Source organism: Pseudophaeobacter flagellatus (assembly GCF_021228235.1).
In the GTDB taxonomy this organism is placed as follows: Bacteria; Pseudomonadota; Alphaproteobacteria; order Rhodobacterales; family Rhodobacteraceae; genus Pseudophaeobacter; species Pseudophaeobacter flagellatus.
Window position 1 is genome coordinate 1 of sequence record NZ_JAJQRG010000018.1, and the last position, 22,998, is coordinate 22,998.

A 22,998-nucleotide genomic window follows, 5' to 3' on the forward strand; every position below is an offset into this window, starting at 1 on the left:
CCTGCTTCAACACGGCCATGATCTGTGCGTCGCTGTATCGTCCGTTCTTCATCGTAAATCTCCTCAGATATCTTGCCGAGAAAATTCTACTATTGAACACCACTAATTTTAGGGGGGATTACCCGTGCAGCTACTGAATGAAGAAAACCCAATTTAGATTTACAGAGAGGTGCTCCTAGTTTTGAGACCAGTTTACAGCTTTTTCAAGTGAATCAGAGTTTCATTTAGGCTGCTAATCTCATTGGTTATGTTCTGCGGTCATCAGCTTCATCCGGGGGTAAGGTCCGCTCTGATGATTTGGCACACCATCTTTTCGTTTGCAGTGAACGTCTGGAACCCGCCCTCGCTGCTGAGTTTTTTCCTTTATGCAGAAGTCGTGGTCCACGCCCGTCAGGGGCTGGAAGCGGTCCTATGCTGCGAGTTCTCGAACCGGAGTGTCTGTCGGCTGAGGATCCTTGTAATTGAAGATCGCAGGCTAACTCAGATCGGCGGAGCGGCACGTTCAGTGATCAACTGGCGGGCGGTGACTCTTTCTCGGTGGATCATATAAAACCCCGCACCGATGATGATGGCAATGCCGGTCAGGGTCAGCGCGTTGGGGAAATCGCGGAACACCAGGTAGCCCAGCAAGGTTGCCACCGGTAGTTCCAGATATTGCAGTGGCGCCAGCGTGGCCGAGGGCGCCAGCGACAGCGCATAGGTCATCATCATATGGCTCATGGTGGCGAAAAACCCGACCCCCAGAAGCCAGAGCCATACAATCCCCTTGGGCCAGACGGGATCAAGCAGCTCGGACCCCGTGCCTTGGGCCAGCAAGATCACCGGCAGACACAGCAGACTGGCAATCAGACCAGTGTGGAGTTGAAGGGTCACGGGATGAATCCGCCGCGACAGCCCTCGTGTCACAAGTATGTAGAATGCGAAACCCACCGCCGTGCCCAACGGAAACAGCGACACCGCTCCAAAGGCTGCGAAACTGGGCTGGATCACGAACAGAACACCCACAAAGCCCACAATCGCCGCCCCCACGCGGCGCGGGCCGACATCTTCGCCCAGGTAGAACTTGCCCACGAGAAGCACAATGAACGGAGCCACGAAGACGATTGCCAACGCATCAGCCAGCGGCATGACGCGGATCGCCGCGATGAAGCAAAAGGTCGAGCTCAGCAAAAGCACCGCCCGAGACAGCAGCGCCAGCCATTGCCCCCGCGCCACCCGCAGCGACAGCCCCATGATCCAGACAACCGGCGCCATCAGGGCGCATTGAACGACAAAGCGTGCAGCCGTGATCTGTCCCACCGGAACGCTACTCGATGCCAGCTTGGCCGCCACATCAAGCAGGGGGGCCGTCACGCAAAATCCCAGCATCAGGGCGATACCGGCAAGGATACGGTCGGTGGATGGTATGTCGGAAGCAGCATTGGCCATGGCGAAGCGAACCCCGGCGCGTGAAGGCTGTCGCCATGTTCTCTATCGGGGCCCGCTTCCACGTGCCGATCTGGGTTGGATGCAACCCGTATTTCTTGGACAGCTCCGCCAGTGTCATCTCCTCGCGGATCGCCTCAAGCGCAACCTTGGCTTTGAACTCAGGCGAATGGTTCTTGCGTTTCTTCATTCTGGATCACTTCTTTCGTCATGCGATCCACCTTAACAACTGGCACGAATTTCCGCGACCAGCTCTGGTCGGCTGGTGAGGTCAGAAAGCAACTTTAGCCAAGATGTCGACGAAGCCGTTAAGGTTGTCGAACATCTGACCATGTCCGGCACCAGGGATGATGGCGATGCCTACATCTTTCTCGCGCAGCAGGTCCGGTGACGGCGTATCCGGGCCAACGGTGTCGAGTGTGGTGGGAAAGGTTTTCTCGCCATAGACAAAGGTTCGCTTCATGGGCAGAGCCAGAAAATCATCGAGCATGCTGTCCTGAACTCCGCTCAGAGCCCGGGCGTTTCGATAAAGACCCAACGCGCTTGCGTTTTGCCAGACATTGTTGCGGCGGATGCCGATGGCCTCTCCGTCTCGAGCGCTGGTGAAAATTTTGCTTTGCATCTTCGGGAAGGCACTTTCGATGAATTCTGCCTCGTCATGCGCAAGGATCTGCCGGACCAGTCCGCCACCACCGGAGGTTACGTTGCCTTCGCCGACGATCAGGTTGCCAACGAGGTCCGGGCGGGTGATGGCAAGCTGGATGGCGACCGATCCGCCCATGGAGTGCCCCATGATCGTGGCGCCACGACACCCGGCGGCATCCATCAGCGCGGCGATGCAGGCTGCGTGACCTGCAAGCGAATAGTCAAATCTGTCTGGGTGGTCGCTGGCGCCCGAGCCAAGGTAATCTATCAGCAATGCGCGGTGCCGGGGCATATCTGCATGGGTGACCACATCGAAAAACGACGCCGCTGCTGAAAAGCTGATCGCGGGCAGATAGATGATCGCAGGACCGTCTTGCGGTGTTTCCAGATAGCGCATGAACGCATCGTGGTTTTCCAGGTAGAAGCTTTTCATTTTCGGCCCTCGTATCCAAATCGCTGATTGACTGGCCAAGGTTGGCATGCGGCATGGATTGACGACAAACGACAAGAATTCATAGTATCGATAAGTTTTTCTAAAGCGATGCTATGACCAGACGCCTGCCGAATCTCAAACATTTGCGTGCCTTTGAAGCGGCCGCGCGCCACCTGAGCTTCAAGCAGGCTGCCAACGAGCTGTCCGTTACACAGGCCGCGATCAGTCACCAGATCAAGGCGCTTGAGGAACATTTCGGTGCCCGGTTGTTTCACCGGCTGAACCGTCAGGTTGCTTTGACCGAGGAAGCGGCCGTTCTGGCGGCCGAGCTTGAGCTGGCACTTGACCAGGTGGCGTCGGCCTCGGCGCGGTTCAGGGCGCAGGTGATGACCGGAACCATCCGGATATCGGTGACGCCGTTCTATGCCAACAGGATGATACTGCCCCATCTTGAAGAGTTTCACGCCGCTTTCCCCGGCCTGAGTGTGGACCTGGAACTAAGTTATGAGATCGCGGATTTCGCCGAGCGCGATTTGGATGGTGCGTTGCGCTACGGGCTCAGCGACAGACCGGGGGCCTATATGCAGCTGATTCATCTCGACCGGGTGGCGCCAGTGACTTCGCCTGCGCTGATTCACGGAAATGACCTGCCGATGACACCGGCGCAGATCGCTGAATTTCCATTGGCAGCGGTTGCAGGGCAGGAACGTTACTGGAGCCAATGGTTTAAGGCAGCGGGGCGAACTCTCTCCGATGACTGCAAAATGTCCCGGCACGACCAGCGTGCCCTGGCACTTGATTTCGCGCTCGCTGGAAACGCCGTTGCGCTAGCGGACCTGCCGCTGATCCGCAACGAGCTTGCCAATGGCTCGCTTGTCTGCCTCTCCGAGACACAGATCACTCTGGATCGGGGAATACATCTGGCCGTGCCGGAAGGACCATTCCGGGACCCGCGACTGACCGCGTTCGGTGACTGGCTTAGGGGCCGCATTTCAGAGTGGATTTGATTGGTTTCGCAGCCAGTTTGAAAACTGCCGGACCGCGCGGCGTTCATCTCGGGGACGGGTGTGGATGTAGAAGACGCCGGTTTGTTCTTCGGGAAACAACTCTACAAGTTCGCCTGACCGGACCTCATCCTGAACCCATTGCCGAGCGGTATAGGTAATCCCGTCACTCCTCTTGACCGCATCCATGATCAGATTGCCCGGCATTTGTGAAATCATCAGGGGACGGTCCAGCTTGACGCCGTGTCGGTCGAACCAGTCAGGGACCTCGCGTGTGCCAAGTTCCATAAGCCAGGGCAGATGCACAAGGTCGGCGGGGTTGGTTATTTCCGCGCTGCCAACAAGGCCCGGCGTGCCGACGACCACGAGGTCGAGAATCAATAGGATGTCAGCATCCTGCGGTAGGTCCTCCCAGCGGCTGTAGCGAATAGCCACATCCATGCCGTCCCTTTCCAGGTCAACAATTTTTCCGTTGGGATTCAGCAGCAAAGTGACGTTAGGGTGGCTGGCTTGGAAATCGCTCAACCGGGGCATCAGCCACTTGACCGCAAGAACCGGGGACATCGTGACGTGCAAGGGACGTATCTCCTGAAGATTGGTCAGCGCCGCCACTCCGTGGCTGATCTGCCGAAACCCTGCCGCAAGATCGTGGGCCAGCTTCTGACCCTCATCAGTAAGCGCAACGCCGCGCCCTGACCGTGTTGCAAGCTGAATACCAAAGTAGGATTCGAGTGCCTTTGTCTGCTGCATTACGGCAGCGTGGGTGACGTTCAGCGTCTCGCCGGCCCTGGTGTAGGAGCCGGTTTCGGCCAGCGCCGAAAACGCTCTGAGCGCATTGAGCGAGGGCATGGATCGCCAATCCATTGTTAGGTCACCTAATGTTTATGATAAATTCCTGAGTCGCATTTTCCATGGTTTTCGTCAATATTTTAGAGAAAGGTTGGTCATGCCCCTGTGGGCTCGTGCAAGAAATTCTGAATGGGGGATGCGCAATGACGGGGACTGAAATTATTCACGAAGGCGGATGCCGATGCGGTGCGGTGCGCTACAGGATGGTAGGGCGCCACACATATTCCGGGATATGTCATTGCAGCGACTGCCGCCGCGCGACTGGCGGCGCCTATGTCCCCTGGTTCGGGTCCGATCCGAGCAACTTCTCAGTAACCGAGGGAAAGATCAGCGAATATGAGTCCTCTCCGGGCACCTGGCGAGGGTTTTGCAGGACTTGCGGCTCGCCCCTCACATTTCGCGGTGAAGGCTGGAACGATGTGGCGATTACCATCGCGTCGCTTGACGATCAGAATGCCATCACGCCCGAATCAAATGTTTATCTGAAAGAACGTCTTCATTGGGTGACGTTCAACGAGGACATGCGCAACTACGACGGCTTTCCCGAATGACTCCAAGGAGGGTATACAATGACAAAAGCCTATTCTTACGCCTGTCGTGACTGCGAGGGCATGGAAGCCTGCCCCGCCAGCGTCACTGCGGAAACCAAGGACGAAGTCTGGAAGTTGATGGGGCATCACGCCCGGATTGCCCATGGCGAAAACCCCAGCGACTGGGATCAGGAGACCCGCGACTACCTCGATAATCTGATCCGCGAAGTTGATGTGTGAACTGGGGCTATAATCTTGAAAACCCTTGAGGATGTGCTTGGCACCAAGGGCGAAGCCTACGGCGATAAATGGCATTCCATGCGCCTCTTGCACGCCGAGGATGGCATGGGCGTGACCCTGACCGACAGCATCCTTGAAGCCGGGTTCGAAATGACCCTTTGGCAGAAGAACCACCTAGAGGCCTGCTATTGCCTGGAGGGCGGCGGCACTGTGGAAGAGCTGGACACCGGCACCGTGTACCAAATCCGGCCTGGAACGCTTTACGCCATGAACAACCACGACCAGCACCGCATCCGGATTACGGAACGAACGCGCGTCATTTGCACGTTTTCCCCGCCATTATCCGCCTAATCCAAAGCAAAACACAACGCCGTGTGGTCATTTCCGTGGCTTCAACCTTTCGATCTGTTCTGGATGAGGAAGCAAAGAGGCGGCCCGCCAAGACGATCCTGACAACATCAAGGGGCACCTCATGGACATTGCATGGTTTCAGGGCGTCATGGCGCAAAACGCTGGCGAAGGCGAAGATCTCTGCCAGAGGTTCTGATGGCCAATGCGAGGTAAGGCCAGTTTAACTTTGCTAGCAATCCGGACTATCCGGTCTGGATCCAGGCACAGACCTCCTGGTCGTCGAACACAAGCAGCGAGAGCCGGTATATGTTTGGCGCTTTTGGTACACACCGGAAAGTAAGGGACAACCTTCTGATCGGTGCGATGGTGCAGTTTGACCATCTGTCAGAAGACACCGGCGTGGCCTCGGTCGACGGGACAGGTTGGATGGTCGGCCCCTATGTCGTCGCCAAAAGCGCCGAGCAGCCAGTTTTTCGAAGGGCGGCTTCTGTATGGTGAGACCAGCAACACGATCTCTCCTTTCGGAACCTACGAAGACGACTTCGACACCACGCGCGTGTTAGCACAATTCAAGGTGACGGGGGAGTATGCCTACGGGCCGACCACAACATTGTATCCGTTCTTCGATGCCTCCTATGTGACGGACGACCAGCACAGCTATGTCGACAGTCTGGGCAACACGATCCCCGGACAGGGCATCAACCTTGGGCAGATCGAAATCGGGCTGGGTTTCAAACGAGAGATACCTGTTACCTCTGGTGAACTCGAGCTTTTGGGCGGTGTGTCCGGCATATGGTCGCATACCGGAGGGAACGGTTTTGCCTCTACGATATCCCCCGATTACGAAGGGGGTCGCATGCGGGTTGAGTTGGAGGTGAGCTACTCCCGAATGTTTGGACAGGTTTTGGCGTAAATTAAGCTACTCTTTGCACCTGCTGATCGGTGTTGGTTTCTTCATTTCGCTGCCAATAGATCACAGCGGGAGGTCTGCCGCCAAGGGCAGAATGTGGGCGCTTGTGGTTGTAGAACTCCACCCATTATCTGACGCCAGCTTTGGCTTCTGATCCGGTCTCCCAAGCGTGCAGATAATTAATCAGGTTGAGTTTTTTTGCCGCTTGCCGCATTGCCGCAACCGCCCCGAGCAAGGGGTTTGCTGCACATATGGCGGATATTTCATAATAAAACTTGGAACTCTGGAATGTTATTGAAGGAGACAAAGGCGCTGCTAGGTCGGTTTCTTTTATTTCGTTGTCCTCCATGAACCGCCTCATGAGAACAACAATTGGCACTACATCTTCTTGCGGAAGGCCGAGGTCATCATGAAACACACCTGCTCTTCTGAAGTAAGCAATCTCGGCATCGTGATATGCAAAGATGACCTCCTCGTGCCTTGCGCCAAGCTCTTCACAGGTAGCTCCTGCTAGCTCCTCAGCCGTGTAGTGCTTTATTTGAGCGGATCGTGGCCAGACGAAGAACGCCAGCGCGGCAGCAAAAACACAAAAAGACAAGAAAATTATGGCAATCAACTTCATATCTTCACGTACGATACGCCATGCCTCTTGTCAAAACGGCCAGGCCAGAAGCCTCCCCTCATACCCAAACATGTCCGGGCCATCCGGGAGCGCCTGCAAAGGTCACCAGATTGCAGCGATCAGAACAATACAAATGCGAAAGTAGGGAATTTTGTGGGAAACAGTGTGGTGCCGGTCCATTCAACTCGCCCCCAGATCCCGTCATTACGGGCTTGCGTGGCTGTGATCCAGCCACGCGCCGGAGCAGGCAGGCCCTTTGGGGCATGACCTCTTCGGCGGTGCTGGGGATTTTCCTTGTGCCAGTGTGCTACGTTGCGGTTCTGAAACTGCCAGCTGATAGCGCGAAAGGGAAAAACAGCATTAGCTGACCGAACAAACCCATCGCAGCCCTGTCTTTGACCGCGCTTTTTCTGACCGCTGCCAGTGCGGCTGGCGCGCAGTTCTGCCGCACGCAAGAAGACCGCTTCATGCGTGGCGCGGAGGAGTATCGGGTCGCCTGAAGGCTCGCCGAAAAACGGGGAAAGGCCCGGGGCGTTGACGAGCTGAACGAATGAGTAACTACCGCCCCTCATCATGGGGCGGCTCGCCACACCGATCTAATAACGGGTCACGCCGAATGTGCCGTGATCGCGTAGCGGCATCGCACTCACGCAAGAGAACCACAGGGCGGCACCATATCCCAGATACGCATTAGCAGCGTTGAGATAGATCACCCGTCAGGCACGCCGCAATGGCATCAATCTCATATGGCAGCCCGTGTTCAAGCATGGCGCATGTCGTCAATAGGGCAAGGCAGGTCCATGTCAAAGCGCCCTGATGCGCCCGGCAGAAAGATCCGGGCGTACCAAGAAAGGGGAATCTCGGGACCTTCACGAGGATGACATGACCCCGTCACATATCCTTTAAGCGCCGGAGGTACTGCCGGGGTTAACTCTTTTACCAATAGGACAAAAATATGGCTCACGCAAAATATGGTTTGTCGCGCCGCGCGTTCCTGACCACCAGCGCCGCAGGTTTTGCCGCCCTCTCGTCAATCGTCGCCTTTCGGGCCAATGCGCAGGCCTCTGCGGGCGAACTGCTGCTGGTGCCCGCCACGCCGAACCCGAATGGCATGATCGAGCGCCTCTTCCTGCTGCACGGCGATCCGCTTGCCAGGCCGATCCGTCAGATCGTGACAGAGGCCGGGAACCCGGTGCCCTCCCCCACGATGGAGCCGGGCGCGCGCCGGGTGCTGCGGCTGATGCACTTCAACGACATGCACAACCACATCACCGATATGGACGACAAGCGCGGCGACACGCATCGCATGTCTCAGATCGCGCGCCGGATGCAGGACACCCGCGCCGCTGCCGCTGAGAACGAGGTCGTGCTGCTGCTGGGAGGGGGCGACGATCATACCGGCTCGGTCTTTGACGAACTTCTGGGCTGGGCGCCCGAAGAATTCGTCGCTGATGCGGGCTATCGGGTGAACTCGGCCGCCGGTGTCGATGTCGCGGTACTGGGCAACCATGAATTCGACCGTGGCGCCGAGATGCTGCGCATCGGGATCGAACGGGACGCCCGCTTTCCTCTGCTGTCGGCCAATGTCCACAGTTCTGCGCATATCACGCGCGACCGTGACTACACCGCCGCTGCCGTGGCCGAGGTGAAGGGTCTGCGCATTGGCTTCATCGGGCTGACCACCCAGGTTGACACCCGCATCGGCCAGCCCGACGATCCCGACATGGGGGTCGCCAGCCCGGTCGAGGCCGTCCGCAACGTGATGCCGGCGCTTTCGCAGATCTGCGATGTCGTTGTAATTCTGTCCCACTGCGGCTACGGCACCGGCCAAAGCCGGTCGGGCAAGGCCGGCGCGGAGCGCTCGATCGGCGAGGGCGATTTCGACATCGCGGCCGCCGCAGGTCTTCTGACGGACAAACCCGTGGTCCTTATCGGGGGGCATTCTCACACCCGGCTGAACGCCGAAGGCCTGAACCCCGATAACATTATCGAAGGCGTTCTGATGACCCAGGCTGAGGCAAACGGGAAGTACCTGGGTGAGATCACCATGTCGCTGGCGGCGGATCAGGGACGCAAGGGCTGGTTCACACATGTTGGCCTGCATCCGATCAAACCCCGCGATGACCGGGTCGCCGCCGATGATCCGAAGTTCGGGGCCCTTGAAAAGGATGGCGATTTCGATGCCGCCTTTGAAGAGACCCATGTTGCGCCGCTGCGTTTCGCACTGCAAAGCAAGTTGGCTGAGACCATCGGCACCGTCACCGCAGGTGACGCCGTCAGCACCGCGACCGTCGAGGCCGAGCGCTATATCGGGGAAAACGCGCTGCTGAACTTCATGAACGATGCGCTGGTGAAACGCTCTGCTGGCTTTGCCAATGGTGCCGTCGATCTGGCCCTGTTCAACGCCACTGCAATTCTGTCAGGCGTGGCGCAGGGGCCGCTGTCCTTCGGCAGCTGGTACGACGTGATGCCCTATGCCGACCAGGTGCATATCGCCACCATGACCGGTGCGCAGGTTCTTGAGATGGTGCAATCAAACGCAAAGCGCATCGTGCGTCCTGAAGAGGCCGATGCCCTTGATCTCAGCGGCTTCATCTCTCGCGGTTTCCTGCATTTCTCTGAAGGGTTGCGCTATCGGTTGGTGCTGGGTGACAGCGTCGGCGAAGCCCGCGCCGAGGAAATCACCCTGCATGGCCAGCCACTCGCCAGCATGCCCGAACGCCGGTTCCGCGTGGCCTTCAACAGCTACGTTCGGCTTGGCGGTTTCTCTGAAGCTTGGAACGGTAAGGCCATCGGCGCCGGGGTGCCCGGCCAGATCCCGGGCATGGACCTACGCGGTCTGGATTACGAGGAAAGCGGTCTGGTCTATCGAAACGAGATCATTGCCCATATCCGCCAGGATGGCGGCATAAGCGCCGAAGCCGCGCGGCTGGATGGACGTTTGACCATCGTCTAACCGTCACGCTTACCCAGAGGAACCAAGAGCCCCGCCCGGGCGCACCGGCCGGGGCTTTCTCTACGCAGAGCTGCCGTTGATGCACACAGTTCGCCCGAGGTGATAAAACCCTACCTATGCTTAGGGTTGTACCCTTTGCTGCGACCTTTGGCCAAACAGTTGATTGTCGCAGGAGAGGTGGCATGAGTGTGTCTAACACTGGAGAATATTAGCCGTCAGTGGAATGGCGAAGGGGGCGTGCAGGGCGATCAGCCGGACCCTGCAGCAGGGCGGTTCTTGTCGATCCTCGGGCTGTCTGGCCGCGGAAAATCCACCTTGTTGGGACTGGTTTCCGGCCCGCAACAGCCGCAAGAGGGGCGCATTTAAATTGTCGGCAGGGATGTTCAACCCTTGGCGTATTGTGGCGGGTCTATGTTCCGGCGGCAAGGCCTACCTATCTGGCCTATGCGCTGGTTTCAGTTTCGACCCACTGGAGTAATTCCGTATGGCCATTGATTGTCACAAATTCCGAAAGTACACGACTACTGACCGTGGGCTTGTCGCTCATTGGGGCGCCCGAAAACGGAGTTGATATATCCGTCATTTGGGCCGCGACCGTGATCGTTATTGCCCCTTTCTGGTTCTACTCCTGGTCTTCTAGTGGCAACTTTTTCAGGCGCTCCTGACCGTGGGCGTCAAATAGACCAAGGCCATAGGCCCCGTTGAAAAGGATGTAGATAAGGCTAAGATCCTGCAAATTTCAGATCCTCATATCATGCCCAAAGGGCAGCTGTTTCAGGCGCGTATCGACACTGCGTCGGCGTTGCGGAGGCTATTGCAGGGGTTGGGCGATCTGTTGCCCAGGATTGAACCGGTTGCACAGATCGTGGTTTCAGGTGATCTGACTGAAACGGGATGTCCTGCGGCCTATGATCATTTTGTCGAACTGATGCAGGACTGCCCTCTGCCGTGGCGTGCCATTCCAGGCAACCATGACAACCGCGCAGCCATGCGCGCTCGCTTGCCAGCGCAGGACTGGCCGCGCTGCCATATTGTTCCTGCATCACCCGCCGATCAAGGCGGGTATCAAGGCTATGTATGAAATCGGATTGCACGCTCCTGAACGCCTTGCCGCTCTGCTGCACAACCACGAAGGAGCCGTGCTGATCGCTTGCGGGCATTTTCACCGCCTCAGCCATGGGCTGTTTGCAGGACATCCCTTTGCGATTGCGCCGGTGGCCTCTCATAGCATCATGCTGGACCCGGAAGGCCAGGCGCCGCTCAGCTGGATTGAGAGTGGCGCAGGGCTGCTTATGCATAGTTTTGAGGGAGAGCTCCGATCTGATCTTATTGCTGACGCAAGAGTTGGGCGCTGCGACCGCCTTTCGCTAAAGCCTCATAACGAAGGGCTTCGACCGCCAGGTTGCGGAAATTCAGGTCCGCATTGCCATCCTCAATCGCTACACTGCGCTTGGTGTACCTGTTACCGAGCCCATAGGGTGAGACAGTTTGGGGAAAGGGGCCATCATGTCTCAAGAAGCTGTTCTGCAACAATGCCCAACCGTATCGAGATCATGTTTGACAGGTTCAAGAACTGAAGGCACGTTGCACCACGCTACGACAGGTGCGCGAAGGTATTCCGGTCAGAAATCGCCCTCTTGGCTTTAGTCATCTACTGCTAGTGGATCGTGCCCCTAGGCACTAATTTCACTGGCATTCTGTAGCTGTTTCCGGGCAAGGGATAGCGCTGCTTCAATGGGGTCGACGACGGTAAGGTTCAGTTCTTGCGACAGATCCGCAGCCAAACCGCCCATGCCGGCACATCCTAGGACAAGCGTACGGGTCTGCGTATATTCTGCGCAGCGTCGTCTGGCCTGCGCGACCAGCCGTTCTTTGGCGTTTGCTCTGTCGTGTTCGAAATCCAGCACCGGGACACCTGAGGCAAAAACGCCGAGGCAATGACGCCGCAGCTTGTAGCTTGCGATGTTGGCCTCAAGTACCGGCACCGATAAATGGGACGTGGTCATGACGATAAAAGGCTCAGCCCGGTCATGCGCACTGATGAAACTTGCCTCGCCCAGCCCCACAAGCGGCATGGCGCTGCGAGATCGGGCAATCGGCAAGCCGGTGTCGTCGAAACAGCCGATCACCCCCAGGTCGAAGCCGCCATCAGCCAGCAGAGAAAGCGTGCCCAGTTCTGCGGCTTCGCCATCGGCCTGGCCCTGAATTGAGGCCGGCCCGGCGGTGTTGGTGACGCCTGTGATAACAAAGTCGCGGGGCGCGAGACCGCGAGCTTGGTCTACCATGCGCTCGGTCATTTCTACGGTGGAATTCGGGTTTACGAAACAGAGCCTCATCCGCGCAGGCCTTCGCTTTGGCGGCTGGTGAAGGCGGCCCATTCTTCCAGCGACATGGTCGGAAGATCAAAAGTCTGGTTAGAACGGCAGTACCCATGGCCGCCCATGCGTCCGAGCGCATCCAGCGCCGCCGGGTCGACATGGTGGCGGTCGTTCACCAGGCCTGGGTGACTGTGCATGGCCAGCACCTCGCCTAAGATGATCTCGCGCGATTTGCCGATGTTGAGCGTGGTGTGGCGGCGGCATTCGAACCGCACCGGGGCTTCGGCGATCTGCGGGCAGGAGACGAACTCGCCCGGCAGCATGGTCAGCCCGGCTTCCGCGATTTCGTCGATCTCGGGGCCGAAGGGCACCGCAGTTGCGTTCATCGCGTGCAGGTTAGCATGCGCAGCGATGTTGACGGTGAATTCTTCCGTCACCCTGATATTGTGGGCGGTGTCCTTGAAACGCATATCCGCGTGGTTTTCGACACCGATGGCCAGGATGGCCGGGTCGGAGGATAGGCAGTTGAAGAAACTGTAGGGCGCGGCATTGGCAATGCCCGCCTCGTTGACCGTTGTCACCCAAGCGATTGGGCGCGGCACCACCGCCCCGATCAGCAGCTTGTAGCGTTCGCGCGGTGTAAGCTCGGCGAAGTCGAATCGTGTTTGCCCTGTTGCGGGCTGGATGTCGTCAGTCATGGCGGATCTTCCATAGTCTAGGGTTTTGTCTTGGTTGGTCGATAACGTGACAGAATCGCGGCGACGTTGTCGGACTGGGCGTCTTCGGGGTTGAGCAGGGCGCGATCTTGCACCCCGTGCAGATGGCTGTGCATGCAGGCGTTGGCGCGTTCGGCGTCTCCCTCGGCCAGAGCGGCTATCAGTTCGGCGTGTTCCTCGACGCCGCATTCGGCGGAGTGGACTTGTGCAAACCGCGCCAGGATCAGCGAGCAGCGTGAGACGATTTCATTGACGTAGTTGGCAAGTATCTTGGAGCCCGTCAGTTCTGCCAAGAGGATGTGAAACTCGCCGGCCAAACGGATCGAGCGGGTCGAATCCTTGCCCAGGTATTTCTCTTCTTCCTTCAAATGTGCCTTTAGCGTTTTGACGATGGGCTTGGGATCCATCTTACACAGGCGCTGAATCACCTCACGCTCAAGGCACTGACGCATTTCAAAGATGTCATAGGCCTCCTCAATGGTGGGTTCCGCCACCGAAGCACCGCGATTCGGCTGCAGGTCTACCAACCCTTCGGCGTCTAGGCGGACCAGCGCATTGCGTACAGTCGTGCGGCTTACACCAAAAGTTTCGCCAATCGAATCTTCGGGAAGTTTCACGCCGGGCTTTAGCGCCTGCTCAATGATGGCTTGGCGCAGGGAATCGTAAACTGGAAAGCTGCGGGTCGATGATTTGTACATTTACTGTGCTCTCATGCTTGAAATTTAAGCGCTTTCAGGCGGCGGCCTGAGGCTTTTGTGAAACTAGCAGCTTTCAGTTGCTTTGTGTTGGATACAATAATTGAATACAATCTGTAAACATTTTTGTAGACAGAAAGAAATCCAGATCATAACCTCACCTCAACGCCTGGGGGATCCGGGTGCTGCGGATACCGCAACAAAGGCTCAGAGAAAGCCGCATTCAAAATGGATGCAATAATAACGAATTTTGTATTCACAACAGGGAGACCACAAAATGATCTCGAAGACTGGACTGAAGGCCGCGCTTTTGGGCGGTATGGCGGCGGCAACGCTCGCCTCGACCGCAGCGGCGGAGACCCTTCGCTGGGGCGCGCCGCGCGACATTGTCTCGCTCGACCCTTATTCCTACGGCGACAGTTACACGATCAATTTCCTCAACCACATCTACGAAGGGCTGGTGCGCTTTGATCGCGACCTGAAGATCAAGCCGGGGTTGGCAGAAAGCTGGGAAGTCATCTCGCCAACCACCTGGCGCTTCAGCCTGCGTAAGGACGTGACATTCCACAACGGCCACACCTTCACCGCCGAGGATGTGCTCGCTTCGCTGACTCGCGTCAGCCACGAAACCTCGCCGTTGAAGGGGAACCTGCCGGCCTACAAAAGCGCTACAGTAGTCGATGACTACACCATCGACATCGAGCTGACCGGCGCATATCCGCTGTTGCTAAACGACCTGACCAACATTCACATTTTCGACAAGGACTGGCTGGTCGACAACAACGCCGAGATGCCGACGGATGTCAGCGTCGGCGTGGAGGGTTACGCCACCTTCAATACCAATGGCACGGGCCCGTTTGTTTTGGAAAGCCGCACCCCCGAGGCGCAGACGGTGTTGACCGTCAACGAGGGCTGGTGGGACAAGCCAGAGCACAATCTGACCCGGATCGAATTCCAGCCTGTCACTTCTGCGGCTACCCGCGTTGCTGCGCTGCTGTCCGGTGAGGTTGATTTCGTGGATAGCGCCCCGGTTCAGGATCTTCCACGTCTGGCGGCGGCGGCAAATTTGAAGGTGCTGGAACGCACCGATCTGCGCACCGTAATGCTGGGCTTCAACCGCCGCGATGAGCTGGTGGCTGGTGGCGAAAATCCATTGAATGACCTGCGCGTGCGCCAGGCGATGCAATTGGCGGTGGATATGGATCTGATCCAATCTCGCGTAATGCGCGGCAAGTCCCGCAACGCCGGTACGCTGGTTGCTCCCTCAATCCCCGGATACTCCGAAGCGCTGGACACTGTCGTGTCGGCCGCCCCGGAAAAAGCGAAAGCGCTGCTGGCTGAGGCTGGATACGAGGATGGCTTTGAGTTCGAGTTCGTTTGCACCAACGAAAGCTATGTCAACGAAGAGCAATTCTGCCAGGCGATTGCCTCAATGTGGTCGCGGATCGGGCTGAGCCCGCGTCTGGACATCGGCCCAACCGCTAAGCAGACGCCCAAGCGTGCGGGCGGCAAGGCGGATGTCTATACCATCGGCTGGGCGACACTGCCGATGCTGGATACCTATTCGATCCTGGTGCAGATGCTGCACAGCAAGGAGGGCAACTCCGGCGTATTTAACTGGGGCAATTGGTCCTACCCGGAGATCGACAAGCTGACCCAGGCGGCGTCGGTCGAGTTGGATCGCGAAAAGCGCCTGTCGATGGAGACCGAGGCGCTGCGCATCGCCAAGGAGGAAATCGTGATGATGCCACTGCATCAGCAACCGATGGCTTGGGCGGTATCGGCAGATTTTGAGGACTTTCCGCAGTTCCCGGACAACAAGCCGCGGATGTGGTTCGTGACCCGATAATCCCCGACTGGGGCAGCGCCATTAGGGGTTGCCCCGCATTTTTAACACTACAGGGGAGAAGCACCGATGCTGGCTTTTCTGATCAAGCGGACGGCGAACGCAATCTTCGTGATGCTCTCCGTCAGTTTTATCGCCTTCATGATCTTTCGCTTTGTCGGAGATCCGGTTGAGTTGATGCTGAACGAGCAGGCAACCCAAGCTCAGCGGGATGCGTTGCGCGCCAAGCTTGGGTTGGATGATCCGTTCATCGTCCAGTTCACCACCTTTGTCAAAAACGCGGCGCAGGGAGATTTCGGCATTTCCTTCCGCAACCAGCAGGACGTGCTGGCGATGATCGCAGAACGCTTCCCTGCAACTTTTGAGCTGGTGATCGTGGCAACGCTGATCTCGCTGATTGTCGGCATTCCGCTGGGAGTGCTCACCGCCATTCACCGCCAGCGCTGGTATGCGGAAACGCTGCAATTCACGTCGATCATCGGCATTTCGCTACCCAGCTTTGTGGTTGGCATTGGCCTGATCCTGATCTTTTCGGTTTGGCTTGGCTGGTTCCCCGCCTTTGGTCGTGGCGAGACAGTGGACCTGGGATGGTGGTCGACCGGGCTGCTGACAACGTCGGGGCGCATGTCTATCATCCTGCCCGCGCTTTCACTGTCGCTGTTCCAGATCACCCTGGTGATGCGGCTGGTGCGGGCCGAGATGCTGGAGGTGCTGCGCACCGATTTCATCAAGTTCGCCCGAGCCCGCGGCATTCCAGCCCGCGCTATCAATTTCCGCCATGCGTTGCGCAATTGCCTGATGCCGGTGGTCACCATGACCGCCATGCAGATCGGTGGGCTGATCGCCTTCGCGCTGGTGACCGAAACTGTGTTCCAGTGGCCCGGCATGGGGCTGCTGTTCATCCAAGCGGTGACGTTTGTCGATGTACCAATCATGGCGGGTTATCTCTGCATCGTCGCGCTGATCTTCGTCACCCTCAATGCCCTGGTCGACATTACCTATGCAGTGATCGACCCCCGCCTCCGCGGAGCTGACAAATGACTGATACCCGACCCCAAACCGCTCCCGCAACCATTCACGGCCGACTGGCCCGGTTTGCCGACAGTGATCTGTGGTGGAGCTTCAAGAACTCGAAATCCGCGGTCGGCGCGGCGACGGTGCTGGCCTTTGTGATCGTGACCGCATTTTTGGCACCGGTGCTGGCACCGCAGAACCCCTATGATCTGGCGGCGCTGGAGCTTTGGAACGCTGAACTGCCGCCGGTGTGGATGCAGGGCGGGCAGATGCCATTCATCCTGGGCACCGATGTGCAGGGACGCGACATCTTGTCGGGTATTCTCTATGGTACGCGGATTTCGATCTTCATCGGAATTGCCTCCGTCGCGGTATCGCTGGCGATTGGCCTATTGGCCGGGCTGGCCGCCGGTTACTATGGCGGCTGGGTCGACAACGTGCTGATGCGCATTGGCGATGTGCTACTGTCGATCCCAATCATCTTGGCGGCCATTCTGGTTAGCTCTGTTGCGCAGGCGCTGCTGCCGCCAGAACTGCGCGAGGCTGGCATTGCTGCGGTGCTGGTGCTCGCCATCGCATTGTATTCCTGGGTGCAATACGCCCGTGTCGTGCGGGCCCAGACCATGGTGGAGCGGCGCAAGGAATATGTGCAGGCCTCGCGGCTGGTGGGCACGCCAGGACGGCGGCTGATGCTGAAGCATATCCTACCCAATACGCTGACTCCGGTGTTCGTGGCGGCAACGCTGAACTTTGGACTCGCGATCCTGATTGAGGCGACCCTCTCGTTTCTCGGCGTCGGAATGCCGCCGAACCAACCCTCGCTGGGGACGCTGATCCGGGTCGGCAACCAGTATCTGTTCTCAGGATCTTGGTGGATCGTACTCTTCCCCTCGGTCCAGCTGTGTATCCTGGTGGTAGCCGTGAACATGCTGGGCGACTGGCTGCGCGATGCGCTCAACCCGAAACTCCGCTAAAGGACGACTTTGATGACTTCGCTTCTGATAAAAAATGCACACATCGGTGATGGCGAACGCACCGACATCCTGATCCGGGACGGCCGGATTTCCGAAATCGCGCCCGGGCTGGAGGCCCCCGGCGTGGCCACCGAAGACGCTGTGGGGGCGATCGCCATTCCGGGGCTGGTGGATGCCCACACCCATCTCGACAAGTCGTTGATTGGCTGGCTCTGGTACAAGAACGATATCGGCGGCGGCAATCTGATGGCGATGATCGATAACGAACGCGCGATGAAAGCGCGGCTGGGGCTGGATCCGCATGTGCAGTCGATGCGACATGCACTGCAGACCGCCGCCTATGGCGCGACGTTGATCCGCAGCCATGTGGACATCGACACCGACGGCGGCCTGCGCGCGCTGGAAGGCGTGATGCAGACCGCCGACAAGCTGGCCGATGTGGTCGAGATCGAGACCGTGGCCTTTCCGCAATCCGGGCTGACGATCCGCGAGGGCACCGCCGAACTGATGGATCAGGCGCTGGCGATGGGAGCCGACCTGGTAGGAGGGCTGGATCCCTGCGGCGTCGACCGCGACCCTAAAGGGCACCTCGACGTGGTCTTCGATCTGGCCGAGAAGCATGGGAAGGGCGTGGACATCCACCTGCATGAACGTGGCGAAATGGGCATGTTCTCGATGGAGGAAATCCTGACCCGCGCCGAGGCACTGGACATGACCGGGCTGGTCACCATCTCCCATGCGTTCTGCCTGGGGATGAACGATTACCAGCGGGTGGAGGCCATGTTGGCGCGGCTGGCGGCACTGGATGTGCGCATCATGACCACTGCGCCGGCCTCTTCGCCTGCACCGATGGTCAAGCAGTTGATGGCGCATGGCATCCGCATTGGCGCCGGCAATGACGGCATCCAGGACACCTGGGGGCCTTATGGCAATGGCGACATGCTGGAACGCGCCAAGTTCATCGGCCTGCGCAATAACCTGCGCATGGACAGCGAGGTCAAGACTGCGCTTGATATCTGCGCTGGCGGCGGTGCCGAGGCAATGGCCAAGCCGCGCCGCGCACTGGAGGTCGGGGCGCCAGGTGATGTGGTGCTGGTACGTGGTGAAACCGTTGTGCAGGCAGTCGTCAACCACGCGCCGCGCCAGCTGGTGGTCAAAGGCGGTCATGTGACTGCGCGCGACGGCAAGCCCCTGATGGAGGCCCCATGAGCCGCTTTTCCGATCTGCCGCTGGGCGCGCGCCCGCCCGGCCGCTGGGCGCTGCGGGCGGCCTGGGTGATTGCCGACACCCCGTCCGGTCGCCATCTGGTGCCGGATGGCGAGGTGGTGATCGAGGGTGGCCAGGTGATCCACGTGGGTGCCGCATTCGAAGGCGAGGTCGCCGCCCGGTACGACATGGGGCAGGCGCTGATTGCGCCGGGCTTTGTTGATCTCGACGCGCTCTCGGATCTCGACACCACACTGCTGGCGCATGACAACTGGCCCGGCAACAAGAAAGGTCGGGTCTGGCCACGCTCTTATGTCGATCGCGGCCCATATGAGATGTACAGCCCCGAGGAGCTGGCCTTTCAGAAGCGTTTTGCCTTTGGCCAGCTGCTTTTGAACGGGATCACCAGTGCCGCGCCGATTGCCTCGCTGTTCTACCGCGAGTGGGGCGAGACGGTTGCCGAGTTCACTGCTGCCGCCGAGGCGGCAGAGGATCTGGGCCTGCGGGTCTGGCTTGGCCCGGCATACCGCAGCGGTGGTATGCTCGCCGAGGCGGATGGTCGCCTGACGGCCGAGTTCGACAAGGCGCGCGGCATGGCAGGCCTCGACGCTGCTATCGGCTTTGCCGCAAAATGGCAGGGGCATGATCTGATCTCGTCGCTGCTGGCACCCGACCGGGTGGAGACCTGTACAGAAGATCTGCTGCGCCGCACCATGGCTGCGGCTGAGGACCTGAACTGCCCGGTGCGGCTGCATATGGCGCAGGGCCAGATGGAGCGGGACACCGTGCAGCGGCTGTATGGTATGAGCGCACCGCAGTGGCTGGGCAGCCTGGGGCTGCTGAATGACCGGCTGCTGGCGCCGCATGCCACAGTGGCGGATGATTCCGACCTTGATCTTTATGCCAGCCACGGCGTCAGTGTCGTGCATTGTCCGCTGGTCTCGGCGCGGCACGGCGGCGCGCTGCGTTCATTCCGTCGTCTGCGCGACCGGGGGATCGGCATCGCCATGGGCACCGATACCGCGCCGCCGGACATGGTGCTGAACATGGCGGTGGGCATGATGATGTGCCGGATGGTGGAGGGCGATCTGACCACCATCACCTCGGCTGAAATGTTCGATGCTGCCACTTTGGGCGGCGCTGCGGCACTCGCCCGGGATGACATTGGTGTGCTGCGAGCCGGGGGGCGGGCGGACCTCGCTGTGTTTGACCTGCAGGACAGCGCCATGGCACCGGCCATCGACCCGGTTCAGACGTTGATCCTGGGCGCCACCGGCCGGGTGACAAAGGCCACCATCGTCGATGGCCGCCTGTCGATGCGCGATGGCGCGGTTGCCGGTATCGACATGGCGAGCGCCCGCCGCCGCGCTCAGGCGCAGTTCGACGGTCTCTTGGCCAAATACCCTGACCGCACTGTTGGCCACCCGCCGGTGGCCGAGATCTTTCCCCCGACATATCCGCCGCTGATGCGGCCCCAGACGTGAAGGAAGATGAGATGATGCTGAGGCAAGCGCTTGCACCGCAGGATCCTGGCAGCCAGCCCGTGCCCGAGGGGACGCCAGCACTGGAGGTCGACAGCCTGACCGTTGAATTTCCGACCCGGCGCGGGTTGCTGACTGCCATCGATGATGTCTCGATCCAGATCGCACCGGGAGAGATCCTGGGAGTGGTCGGGGAATCCGGTGCAGGCAAGTCCATCACCGGTCTTGCGGTTCTCGGTCTGCTGGAGGCACCGGGGCGGATCGCCAAGGGCGAAATCCGGGTTGGCGGCCGCCGGGTAGACACCCTGACGGAGGACGAACTGACCCGTGTACGCGGTCGGGAGATGGGCGCGATCTTCCAGGACCCGCTGACTGCACTGAACCCGCTGTTCTCTATAGGGGCACAGCTGATCGAAACCATCCGCCTTCACAAGCCGATGCCGCGCGAGGCCGCGCAACAAAAGGCGGTGACGCTGCTGCGCGAGGTCGGCATCCCCGCCCCCGAAGAGCGGTTGAAGCAATACCCGCACCAGTTCTCCGGTGGGATGCGGCAGCGGGTGGTGATTGCGCTTGCGCTGGCAGCCGAGCCGCGGCTGATCATCGCGGATGAGCCGACAACGGCACTGGATGTCTCGATCCAGGCGCAGATCACCACGCTGCTGCGACGGCTGTGCGACGAACACCGTACTGGCATCATGTTGGTCACGCACGACATGGGCGTGATTGCGGAGACCGCCGACCGGGTGGCGGTGATGTATTCGGGTCGGGTGGTGGAAACCGGTCGGGTCGAAGACGTGCTGCATGATCCGCAGCACCCCTATACCCGCGGGCTGATGGCTGCGATACCCAGCCTGCACGCGCGCAGCGGCACCCTAGCGCAGATCGACGGTGCCATGCCGCGGCTGAACGCGCGCCCCTCAGGCTGTGCCTTTCACCCGCGCTGCCCGCAGGCCGGACCGCGCTGCCTGTCCGAACGGCCGCATTTGGTTTCGGCGGCGCGCAGCGAAGCGGCCTGTTTCATTCAGGATGGAGGTACCCAATGATGCAGATGAATGATCCAATCCTAACTGTCGACCGGGTCTCGAAACGCTTTGACGTTTCCGCGCCCTGGCTGAATCGTGTGCTGGAAGGCAAACCGCGATTGCTGGTGAACGCGGTAAATGAGGTCAGCTTCACCATCGCCCGCGGCAGTTGCTTCAGCATCGTCGGTGAATCCGGCTGCGGTAAATCCACAGTGGCGCGGCTGGTGACCGGACTTTATGCCACCAGCGGGGGCGACATCCGTCTTGGCAGCGGCACCGAAGGGCGGCCCGTGCGAGTGCAGATGATCTTTCAGGATCCGCACTCCAGCCTGAATCCGCGCTGGCGTATCGGCGACATCATCGCTGAGCCAATCCGCGAGATGGGACTTCGTAGCAGCGAGGCCGAGACCACGGCCCGCGTCGAGGAACTGCTGCGCACGGTGGGACTGGCGGCGGATGATGCTCGCAAGTTTCCGCATGAGTTTTCCGGTGGCCAGCGGCAGCGCATTTCAATTGCGCGGGCGCTGGCCTGTGAGCCGGAGCTGCTGGTCTGTGATGAGCCGACCTCGGCGCTGGACGTGTCGGTTCAGGCCCAGATCCTGAATCTCATGCGGCGGCTCCAACAGGAGCTGGGGCTGACCTATTTGTTCATTAGCCACGACCTGAGCGTGGTGCGCCATATGTCTGATATGATTGCGGTAATGTATCTAGGGCGCATCGTCGAGATGGCCCCGGTCGAGGCGCTGTTCAGTCAGCCACTGCATCCATATTCGCAACTGTTGCTGAACACGATACCCGACATCCATGCCCCTAAGCGCGACCGCTGTGTCGACAACGGCGAGCCGCCAAGCCCGCTGAACCCGCCCGTGGGCTGCGCCTTTCATCCGCGCTGTGCGCTGGCCACCGAGGCCTGCCGGGAAACGGTGCCACCACTGAGGCATCTTGCAGACGGGCACCAGGCAGCCTGTCTACTGGCAGGCTGAGGCCTGGCGGGCGCGCTGGGGGGCTTTGTTGCACAAATTACGTGAAAGATTCACTGCGTGTATACACCGCTTCCGATGACGGTGGTGCCTGCTGGAGTTTCTTTGCTGATCGCAACAAGCGACGAGCCCGCTTCATGCATACTACCCATGGTGCCGAGCCCATCCTCGGCACTATATTGCGGGGTGCGCCAAGAAAGTGCCAGATTTGCTATCTTCGGATTTGTATCCATTATGGGAGCTGAATATGTTTGGCCGTCGCTTTCGGTGCCTGTCCTCTTCGTGGCACCGCCTGAAAAAAACTCGAAAACGAAAAACTGGTTGGTGTTGGTCTGACCATGAAGGGCCTGCGACACACCATGGCAACGACGCTGCGAGAAGCTGGCCTGGATGAAAGAGACATTTCAGACCTGTTAGTGGTGCAAACTGGCTAGCTTATCATGTGTCGATCTCTCTTGCGCTTCAGCGTTTCTTTTTGAAGACGCCCTCGCATCCTGTTCCTGGCTTCCTGATCTACGACCAACCAAGTCAAGTTTACTTCCCCAAAGGAGTACATGCAGACGAAGTAGAGCCGGAATGGCGGGATGAAGACGTTGAGGGCGTACGAAAGGTCTTTGCCGCAGTGAGCAATGAAACCATACTTGCCAGAGGTAATTTACTGGACCTGTCACGGTTTGATGCCGCTCCTTTGATAGCATTTACTGCAACAAAGGAGACTGACTATGGGACTGAAACGGACGGACGAATCCCGGCAAGATGCGGTGCGGATTGCGCTGACCAG

Annotated in this window: 22 protein-coding genes and 5 pseudogenes; 18 read left to right on the top strand and 9 right to left on the bottom strand. The window is 59.2% G+C overall.

The window, feature by feature from the left end:
* Positions 1-480: 480 nt before the first annotated feature.
* From LRK71_RS20090 to LRK71_RS20100, 3 genes and pseudogenes are all read right to left on the bottom strand, one after another.
* Positions 481-1,428: a DMT family transporter gene (locus LRK71_RS20090; RefSeq protein ID WP_232405744.1), complete on the bottom strand. Its 948-nt coding sequence runs from the start codon at positions 1,426-1,428 to the stop codon at positions 481-483.
* A gap of 19 nt (positions 1,429-1,447) precedes the next feature.
* Positions 1,448-1,615 (bottom strand): annotated as a pseudogene (locus LRK71_RS20095) (transposase); the annotation flags it as partial.
* 81 nt (positions 1,616-1,696) lie between these two features.
* Positions 1,697-2,503 carry an alpha/beta hydrolase gene (locus LRK71_RS20100; RefSeq protein ID WP_232405745.1) on the bottom strand — a complete coding sequence of 269 codons (807 nt, stop codon included), beginning with the start codon at positions 2,501-2,503 and terminating at the stop codon, positions 1,697-1,699.
* 113 nt (positions 2,504-2,616) lie between these two features.
* Between LRK71_RS20100 and LRK71_RS20105 the strand changes: the two genes are divergently transcribed.
* Positions 2,617-3,510, top strand: coding sequence for a LysR substrate-binding domain-containing protein (locus LRK71_RS20105; protein WP_232405746.1), 894 nt, complete (start codon positions 2,617-2,619; stop codon positions 3,508-3,510).
* Here the strand turns inward: LRK71_RS20105 and LRK71_RS20110 are convergent.
* Positions 3,496-4,356 carry a LysR family transcriptional regulator gene (locus tag LRK71_RS20110; protein ID WP_232405747.1) on the bottom strand — a complete coding sequence of 287 codons (861 nt, stop codon included), beginning with the start codon at positions 4,354-4,356 and terminating at the stop codon, positions 3,496-3,498. The two genes, LRK71_RS20105 and LRK71_RS20110, sit on opposite strands and share 15 nt — an antisense overlap.
* A 143-nt stretch (positions 4,357-4,499) precedes the next feature.
* Between LRK71_RS20110 and LRK71_RS20115 the strand changes: the two genes are divergently transcribed.
* The 4 genes from LRK71_RS20115 (at position 4,500) to LRK71_RS20130 (ending at position 6,390) form a co-directional block, all read left to right on the top strand.
* A complete protein-coding gene (locus LRK71_RS20115) occupies positions 4,500-4,907 on the top strand; it encodes a GFA family protein (protein WP_232405748.1) in 408 nt (135 codons plus the stop codon).
* Between the two features lie 18 nt (positions 4,908-4,925).
* Positions 4,926-5,126, top strand: a complete 201-nt coding sequence (locus tag LRK71_RS20120; protein ID WP_232405749.1) for a DUF1059 domain-containing protein — start codon at positions 4,926-4,928, stop codon at positions 5,124-5,126.
* A gap of 15 nt (positions 5,127-5,141) precedes the next feature.
* Positions 5,142-5,477: an ectoine synthase gene (locus LRK71_RS20125; RefSeq protein ID WP_232405750.1), complete on the top strand. Its 336-nt coding sequence runs from the start codon at positions 5,142-5,144 to the stop codon at positions 5,475-5,477.
* 439 nt (positions 5,478-5,916) lie between these two features.
* The gene (locus tag LRK71_RS20130) at positions 5,917-6,390 is read left to right on the top strand and encodes an autotransporter domain-containing protein (RefSeq protein WP_232405751.1); all 474 of its coding nucleotides are present in this window, start codon (positions 5,917-5,919) and stop codon (positions 6,388-6,390) included.
* Position 6,391: 1 nt separating this feature from the next.
* Here LRK71_RS20130 and LRK71_RS20135 read toward each other — a convergent pair.
* Together LRK71_RS20135 and LRK71_RS20140 are read right to left on the bottom strand one after the other, a co-directional pair.
* Positions 6,392-6,565, bottom strand: a pseudogene (locus LRK71_RS20135) (integrase core domain-containing protein); the annotation flags it as partial.
* Between the two features lie 563 nt (positions 6,566-7,128).
* Positions 7,129-7,584 carry a phage protease gene (locus tag LRK71_RS20140; protein ID WP_332460292.1) on the bottom strand — a complete coding sequence of 152 codons (456 nt, stop codon included), beginning with the start codon at positions 7,582-7,584 and terminating at the stop codon, positions 7,129-7,131.
* Positions 7,585-7,964: 380 nt separating this feature from the next.
* Here LRK71_RS20140 and LRK71_RS20145 point away from each other — a divergent pair, with 380 nt between their 5' ends.
* The 5 genes and pseudogenes from LRK71_RS20145 to LRK71_RS20165 all read left to right on the top strand — a co-directional run.
* On the top strand, positions 7,965-9,965 hold the full coding sequence (locus LRK71_RS20145; RefSeq protein WP_232405752.1) for a bifunctional metallophosphatase/5'-nucleotidase: 2,001 nt from the start codon (positions 7,965-7,967) through the stop codon (positions 9,963-9,965).
* A gap of 186 nt (positions 9,966-10,151) precedes the next feature.
* Positions 10,152-10,331, top strand: a complete 180-nt coding sequence (locus LRK71_RS20535; protein WP_332460293.1) for an ATP-binding cassette domain-containing protein — start codon at positions 10,152-10,154, stop codon at positions 10,329-10,331.
* An 8-nt stretch (positions 10,332-10,339) separates the two neighbouring features.
* Positions 10,340-10,605: pseudogene (locus tag LRK71_RS20155) on the top strand (ABC transporter permease subunit); the annotation flags it as partial.
* 96 nt (positions 10,606-10,701) lie between these two features.
* Positions 10,702-11,046, top strand: coding sequence for a metallophosphoesterase (locus LRK71_RS20160; protein WP_332460297.1), 345 nt, complete (start codon positions 10,702-10,704; stop codon positions 11,044-11,046).
* Between the two features lie 293 nt (positions 11,047-11,339).
* A pseudogene (locus LRK71_RS20165) lies at positions 11,340-11,447 on the top strand (IS5/IS1182 family transposase); the annotation flags it as partial.
* A 191-nt stretch (positions 11,448-11,638) separates the two neighbouring features.
* Here the strand turns inward: LRK71_RS20165 and LRK71_RS20175 are convergent.
* Genes LRK71_RS20175 through LRK71_RS20185 form a run of 3 tightly spaced genes read right to left on the bottom strand, consistent with a single transcriptional unit; the run spans position 11,639 to position 13,697 of the window.
* Positions 11,639-12,343, bottom strand: a complete 705-nt coding sequence (locus LRK71_RS20175) for an aspartate/glutamate racemase family protein (protein WP_332460294.1) — start codon at positions 12,341-12,343, stop codon at positions 11,639-11,641.
* Positions 12,298-12,981: a flavin reductase family protein gene (locus LRK71_RS20180; RefSeq protein ID WP_232405755.1), complete on the bottom strand. Its 684-nt coding sequence runs from the start codon at positions 12,979-12,981 to the stop codon at positions 12,298-12,300. Before LRK71_RS20180 ends, LRK71_RS20175 begins: the two co-directional genes overlap by 46 nt.
* 17 nt (positions 12,982-12,998) lie before the next feature.
* A complete protein-coding gene (locus LRK71_RS20185) occupies positions 12,999-13,697 on the bottom strand; it encodes a GntR family transcriptional regulator (RefSeq protein ID WP_232405756.1) in 699 nt (232 codons plus the stop codon).
* A 274-nt stretch (positions 13,698-13,971) separates the two neighbouring features.
* Here LRK71_RS20185 and LRK71_RS20190 point away from each other — a divergent pair, with 274 nt between their 5' ends.
* From LRK71_RS20190 to LRK71_RS20225, 8 genes and pseudogenes are all read left to right on the top strand, one after another.
* The gene (locus LRK71_RS20190) at positions 13,972-15,543 is read left to right on the top strand and encodes an ABC transporter substrate-binding protein (RefSeq protein ID WP_232405757.1); all 1,572 of its coding nucleotides are present in this window, start codon (positions 13,972-13,974) and stop codon (positions 15,541-15,543) included.
* A gap of 66 nt (positions 15,544-15,609) precedes the next feature.
* Positions 15,610-16,581: an ABC transporter permease gene (locus tag LRK71_RS20195; RefSeq protein ID WP_232405758.1), complete on the top strand. Its 972-nt coding sequence runs from the start codon at positions 15,610-15,612 to the stop codon at positions 16,579-16,581.
* Positions 16,578-17,528, top strand: a complete 951-nt coding sequence (locus tag LRK71_RS20200; protein ID WP_232405759.1) for an ABC transporter permease — start codon at positions 16,578-16,580, stop codon at positions 17,526-17,528. The genes LRK71_RS20195 and LRK71_RS20200 overlap by 4 nt, the downstream gene beginning before the upstream one ends.
* A gap of 12 nt (positions 17,529-17,540) precedes the next feature.
* Positions 17,541-18,737 (top strand): amidohydrolase family protein, encoded by a 1,197-nt coding sequence (locus tag LRK71_RS20205; protein ID WP_232405760.1) that lies wholly within the window; start codon positions 17,541-17,543, stop codon positions 18,735-18,737.
* On the top strand, positions 18,734-20,218 hold the full coding sequence (locus tag LRK71_RS20210; protein ID WP_232405761.1) for a chlorohydrolase family protein: 1,485 nt from the start codon (positions 18,734-18,736) through the stop codon (positions 20,216-20,218). Before LRK71_RS20205 ends, LRK71_RS20210 begins: the two co-directional genes overlap by 4 nt.
* A 14-nt stretch (positions 20,219-20,232) precedes the next feature.
* The gene (locus LRK71_RS20215; protein ID WP_232405764.1) at positions 20,233-21,258 is read left to right on the top strand and encodes an ABC transporter ATP-binding protein; all 1,026 of its coding nucleotides are present in this window, start codon (positions 20,233-20,235) and stop codon (positions 21,256-21,258) included.
* Positions 21,255-22,220, top strand: coding sequence for an ABC transporter ATP-binding protein (locus LRK71_RS20220; protein ID WP_332460296.1), 966 nt, complete (start codon positions 21,255-21,257; stop codon positions 22,218-22,220). The genes LRK71_RS20215 and LRK71_RS20220 overlap by 4 nt, the downstream gene beginning before the upstream one ends.
* A 424-nt stretch (positions 22,221-22,644) precedes the next feature.
* Positions 22,645-22,998: pseudogene (locus tag LRK71_RS20225) on the top strand (DUF3732 domain-containing protein); the annotation flags it as partial.

What these genes read in the sequence shown, in the direction of transcription:
- LRK71_RS20090 (WP_232405744.1), bottom strand. Translation starts at nt 1,428, where the DNA reads ATGGCCAATGCTGCTTCCGACATACCATCCACCGACCGTATCCTTGCC.
- LRK71_RS20100 (WP_232405745.1), bottom strand. Translation starts at nt 2,503, where the DNA reads ATGAAAAGCTTCTACCTGGAAAACCACGATGCGTTCATGCGCTATCTG.
- LRK71_RS20105 (WP_232405746.1), top strand. Translation starts at nt 2,617, where the DNA reads ATGACCAGACGCCTGCCGAATCTCAAACATTTGCGTGCCTTTGAAGCG.
- LRK71_RS20110 (WP_232405747.1), bottom strand. Translation starts at nt 4,356, where the DNA reads ATGCCCTCGCTCAATGCGCTCAGAGCGTTTTCGGCGCTGGCCGAAACC.
- LRK71_RS20115 (WP_232405748.1), top strand. Translation starts at nt 4,500, where the DNA reads ATGACGGGGACTGAAATTATTCACGAAGGCGGATGCCGATGCGGTGCG.
- LRK71_RS20120 (WP_232405749.1), top strand. Translation starts at nt 4,926, where the DNA reads ATGACAAAAGCCTATTCTTACGCCTGTCGTGACTGCGAGGGCATGGAA.
- LRK71_RS20130 (WP_232405751.1), top strand. Translation starts at nt 5,917, where the DNA reads ATGTCGTCGCCAAAAGCGCCGAGCAGCCAGTTTTTCGAAGGGCGGCTT.
- LRK71_RS20140 (WP_332460292.1), bottom strand. Translation starts at nt 7,584, where the DNA reads ATGATGAGGGGCGGTAGTTACTCATTCGTTCAGCTCGTCAACGCCCCG.
- LRK71_RS20145 (WP_232405752.1), top strand. Translation starts at nt 7,965, where the DNA reads ATGGCTCACGCAAAATATGGTTTGTCGCGCCGCGCGTTCCTGACCACC.
- LRK71_RS20175 (WP_332460294.1), bottom strand. Translation starts at nt 12,343, where the DNA reads ATGGGCCGCCTTCACCAGCCGCCAAAGCGAAGGCCTGCGCGGATGAGG.
- LRK71_RS20180 (WP_232405755.1), bottom strand. Translation starts at nt 12,981, where the DNA reads ATGACTGACGACATCCAGCCCGCAACAGGGCAAACACGATTCGACTTC.
- LRK71_RS20185 (WP_232405756.1), bottom strand. Translation starts at nt 13,697, where the DNA reads ATGTACAAATCATCGACCCGCAGCTTTCCAGTTTACGATTCCCTGCGC.
- LRK71_RS20190 (WP_232405757.1), top strand. Translation starts at nt 13,972, where the DNA reads ATGATCTCGAAGACTGGACTGAAGGCCGCGCTTTTGGGCGGTATGGCG.
- LRK71_RS20195 (WP_232405758.1), top strand. Translation starts at nt 15,610, where the DNA reads ATGCTGGCTTTTCTGATCAAGCGGACGGCGAACGCAATCTTCGTGATG.
- LRK71_RS20200 (WP_232405759.1), top strand. Translation starts at nt 16,578, where the DNA reads ATGACTGATACCCGACCCCAAACCGCTCCCGCAACCATTCACGGCCGA.
- LRK71_RS20205 (WP_232405760.1), top strand. Translation starts at nt 17,541, where the DNA reads ATGACTTCGCTTCTGATAAAAAATGCACACATCGGTGATGGCGAACGC.
- LRK71_RS20210 (WP_232405761.1), top strand. Translation starts at nt 18,734, where the DNA reads ATGAGCCGCTTTTCCGATCTGCCGCTGGGCGCGCGCCCGCCCGGCCGC.
- LRK71_RS20215 (WP_232405764.1), top strand. Translation starts at nt 20,233, where the DNA reads ATGCTGAGGCAAGCGCTTGCACCGCAGGATCCTGGCAGCCAGCCCGTG.
- LRK71_RS20220 (WP_332460296.1), top strand. Translation starts at nt 21,255, where the DNA reads ATGATGCAGATGAATGATCCAATCCTAACTGTCGACCGGGTCTCGAAA.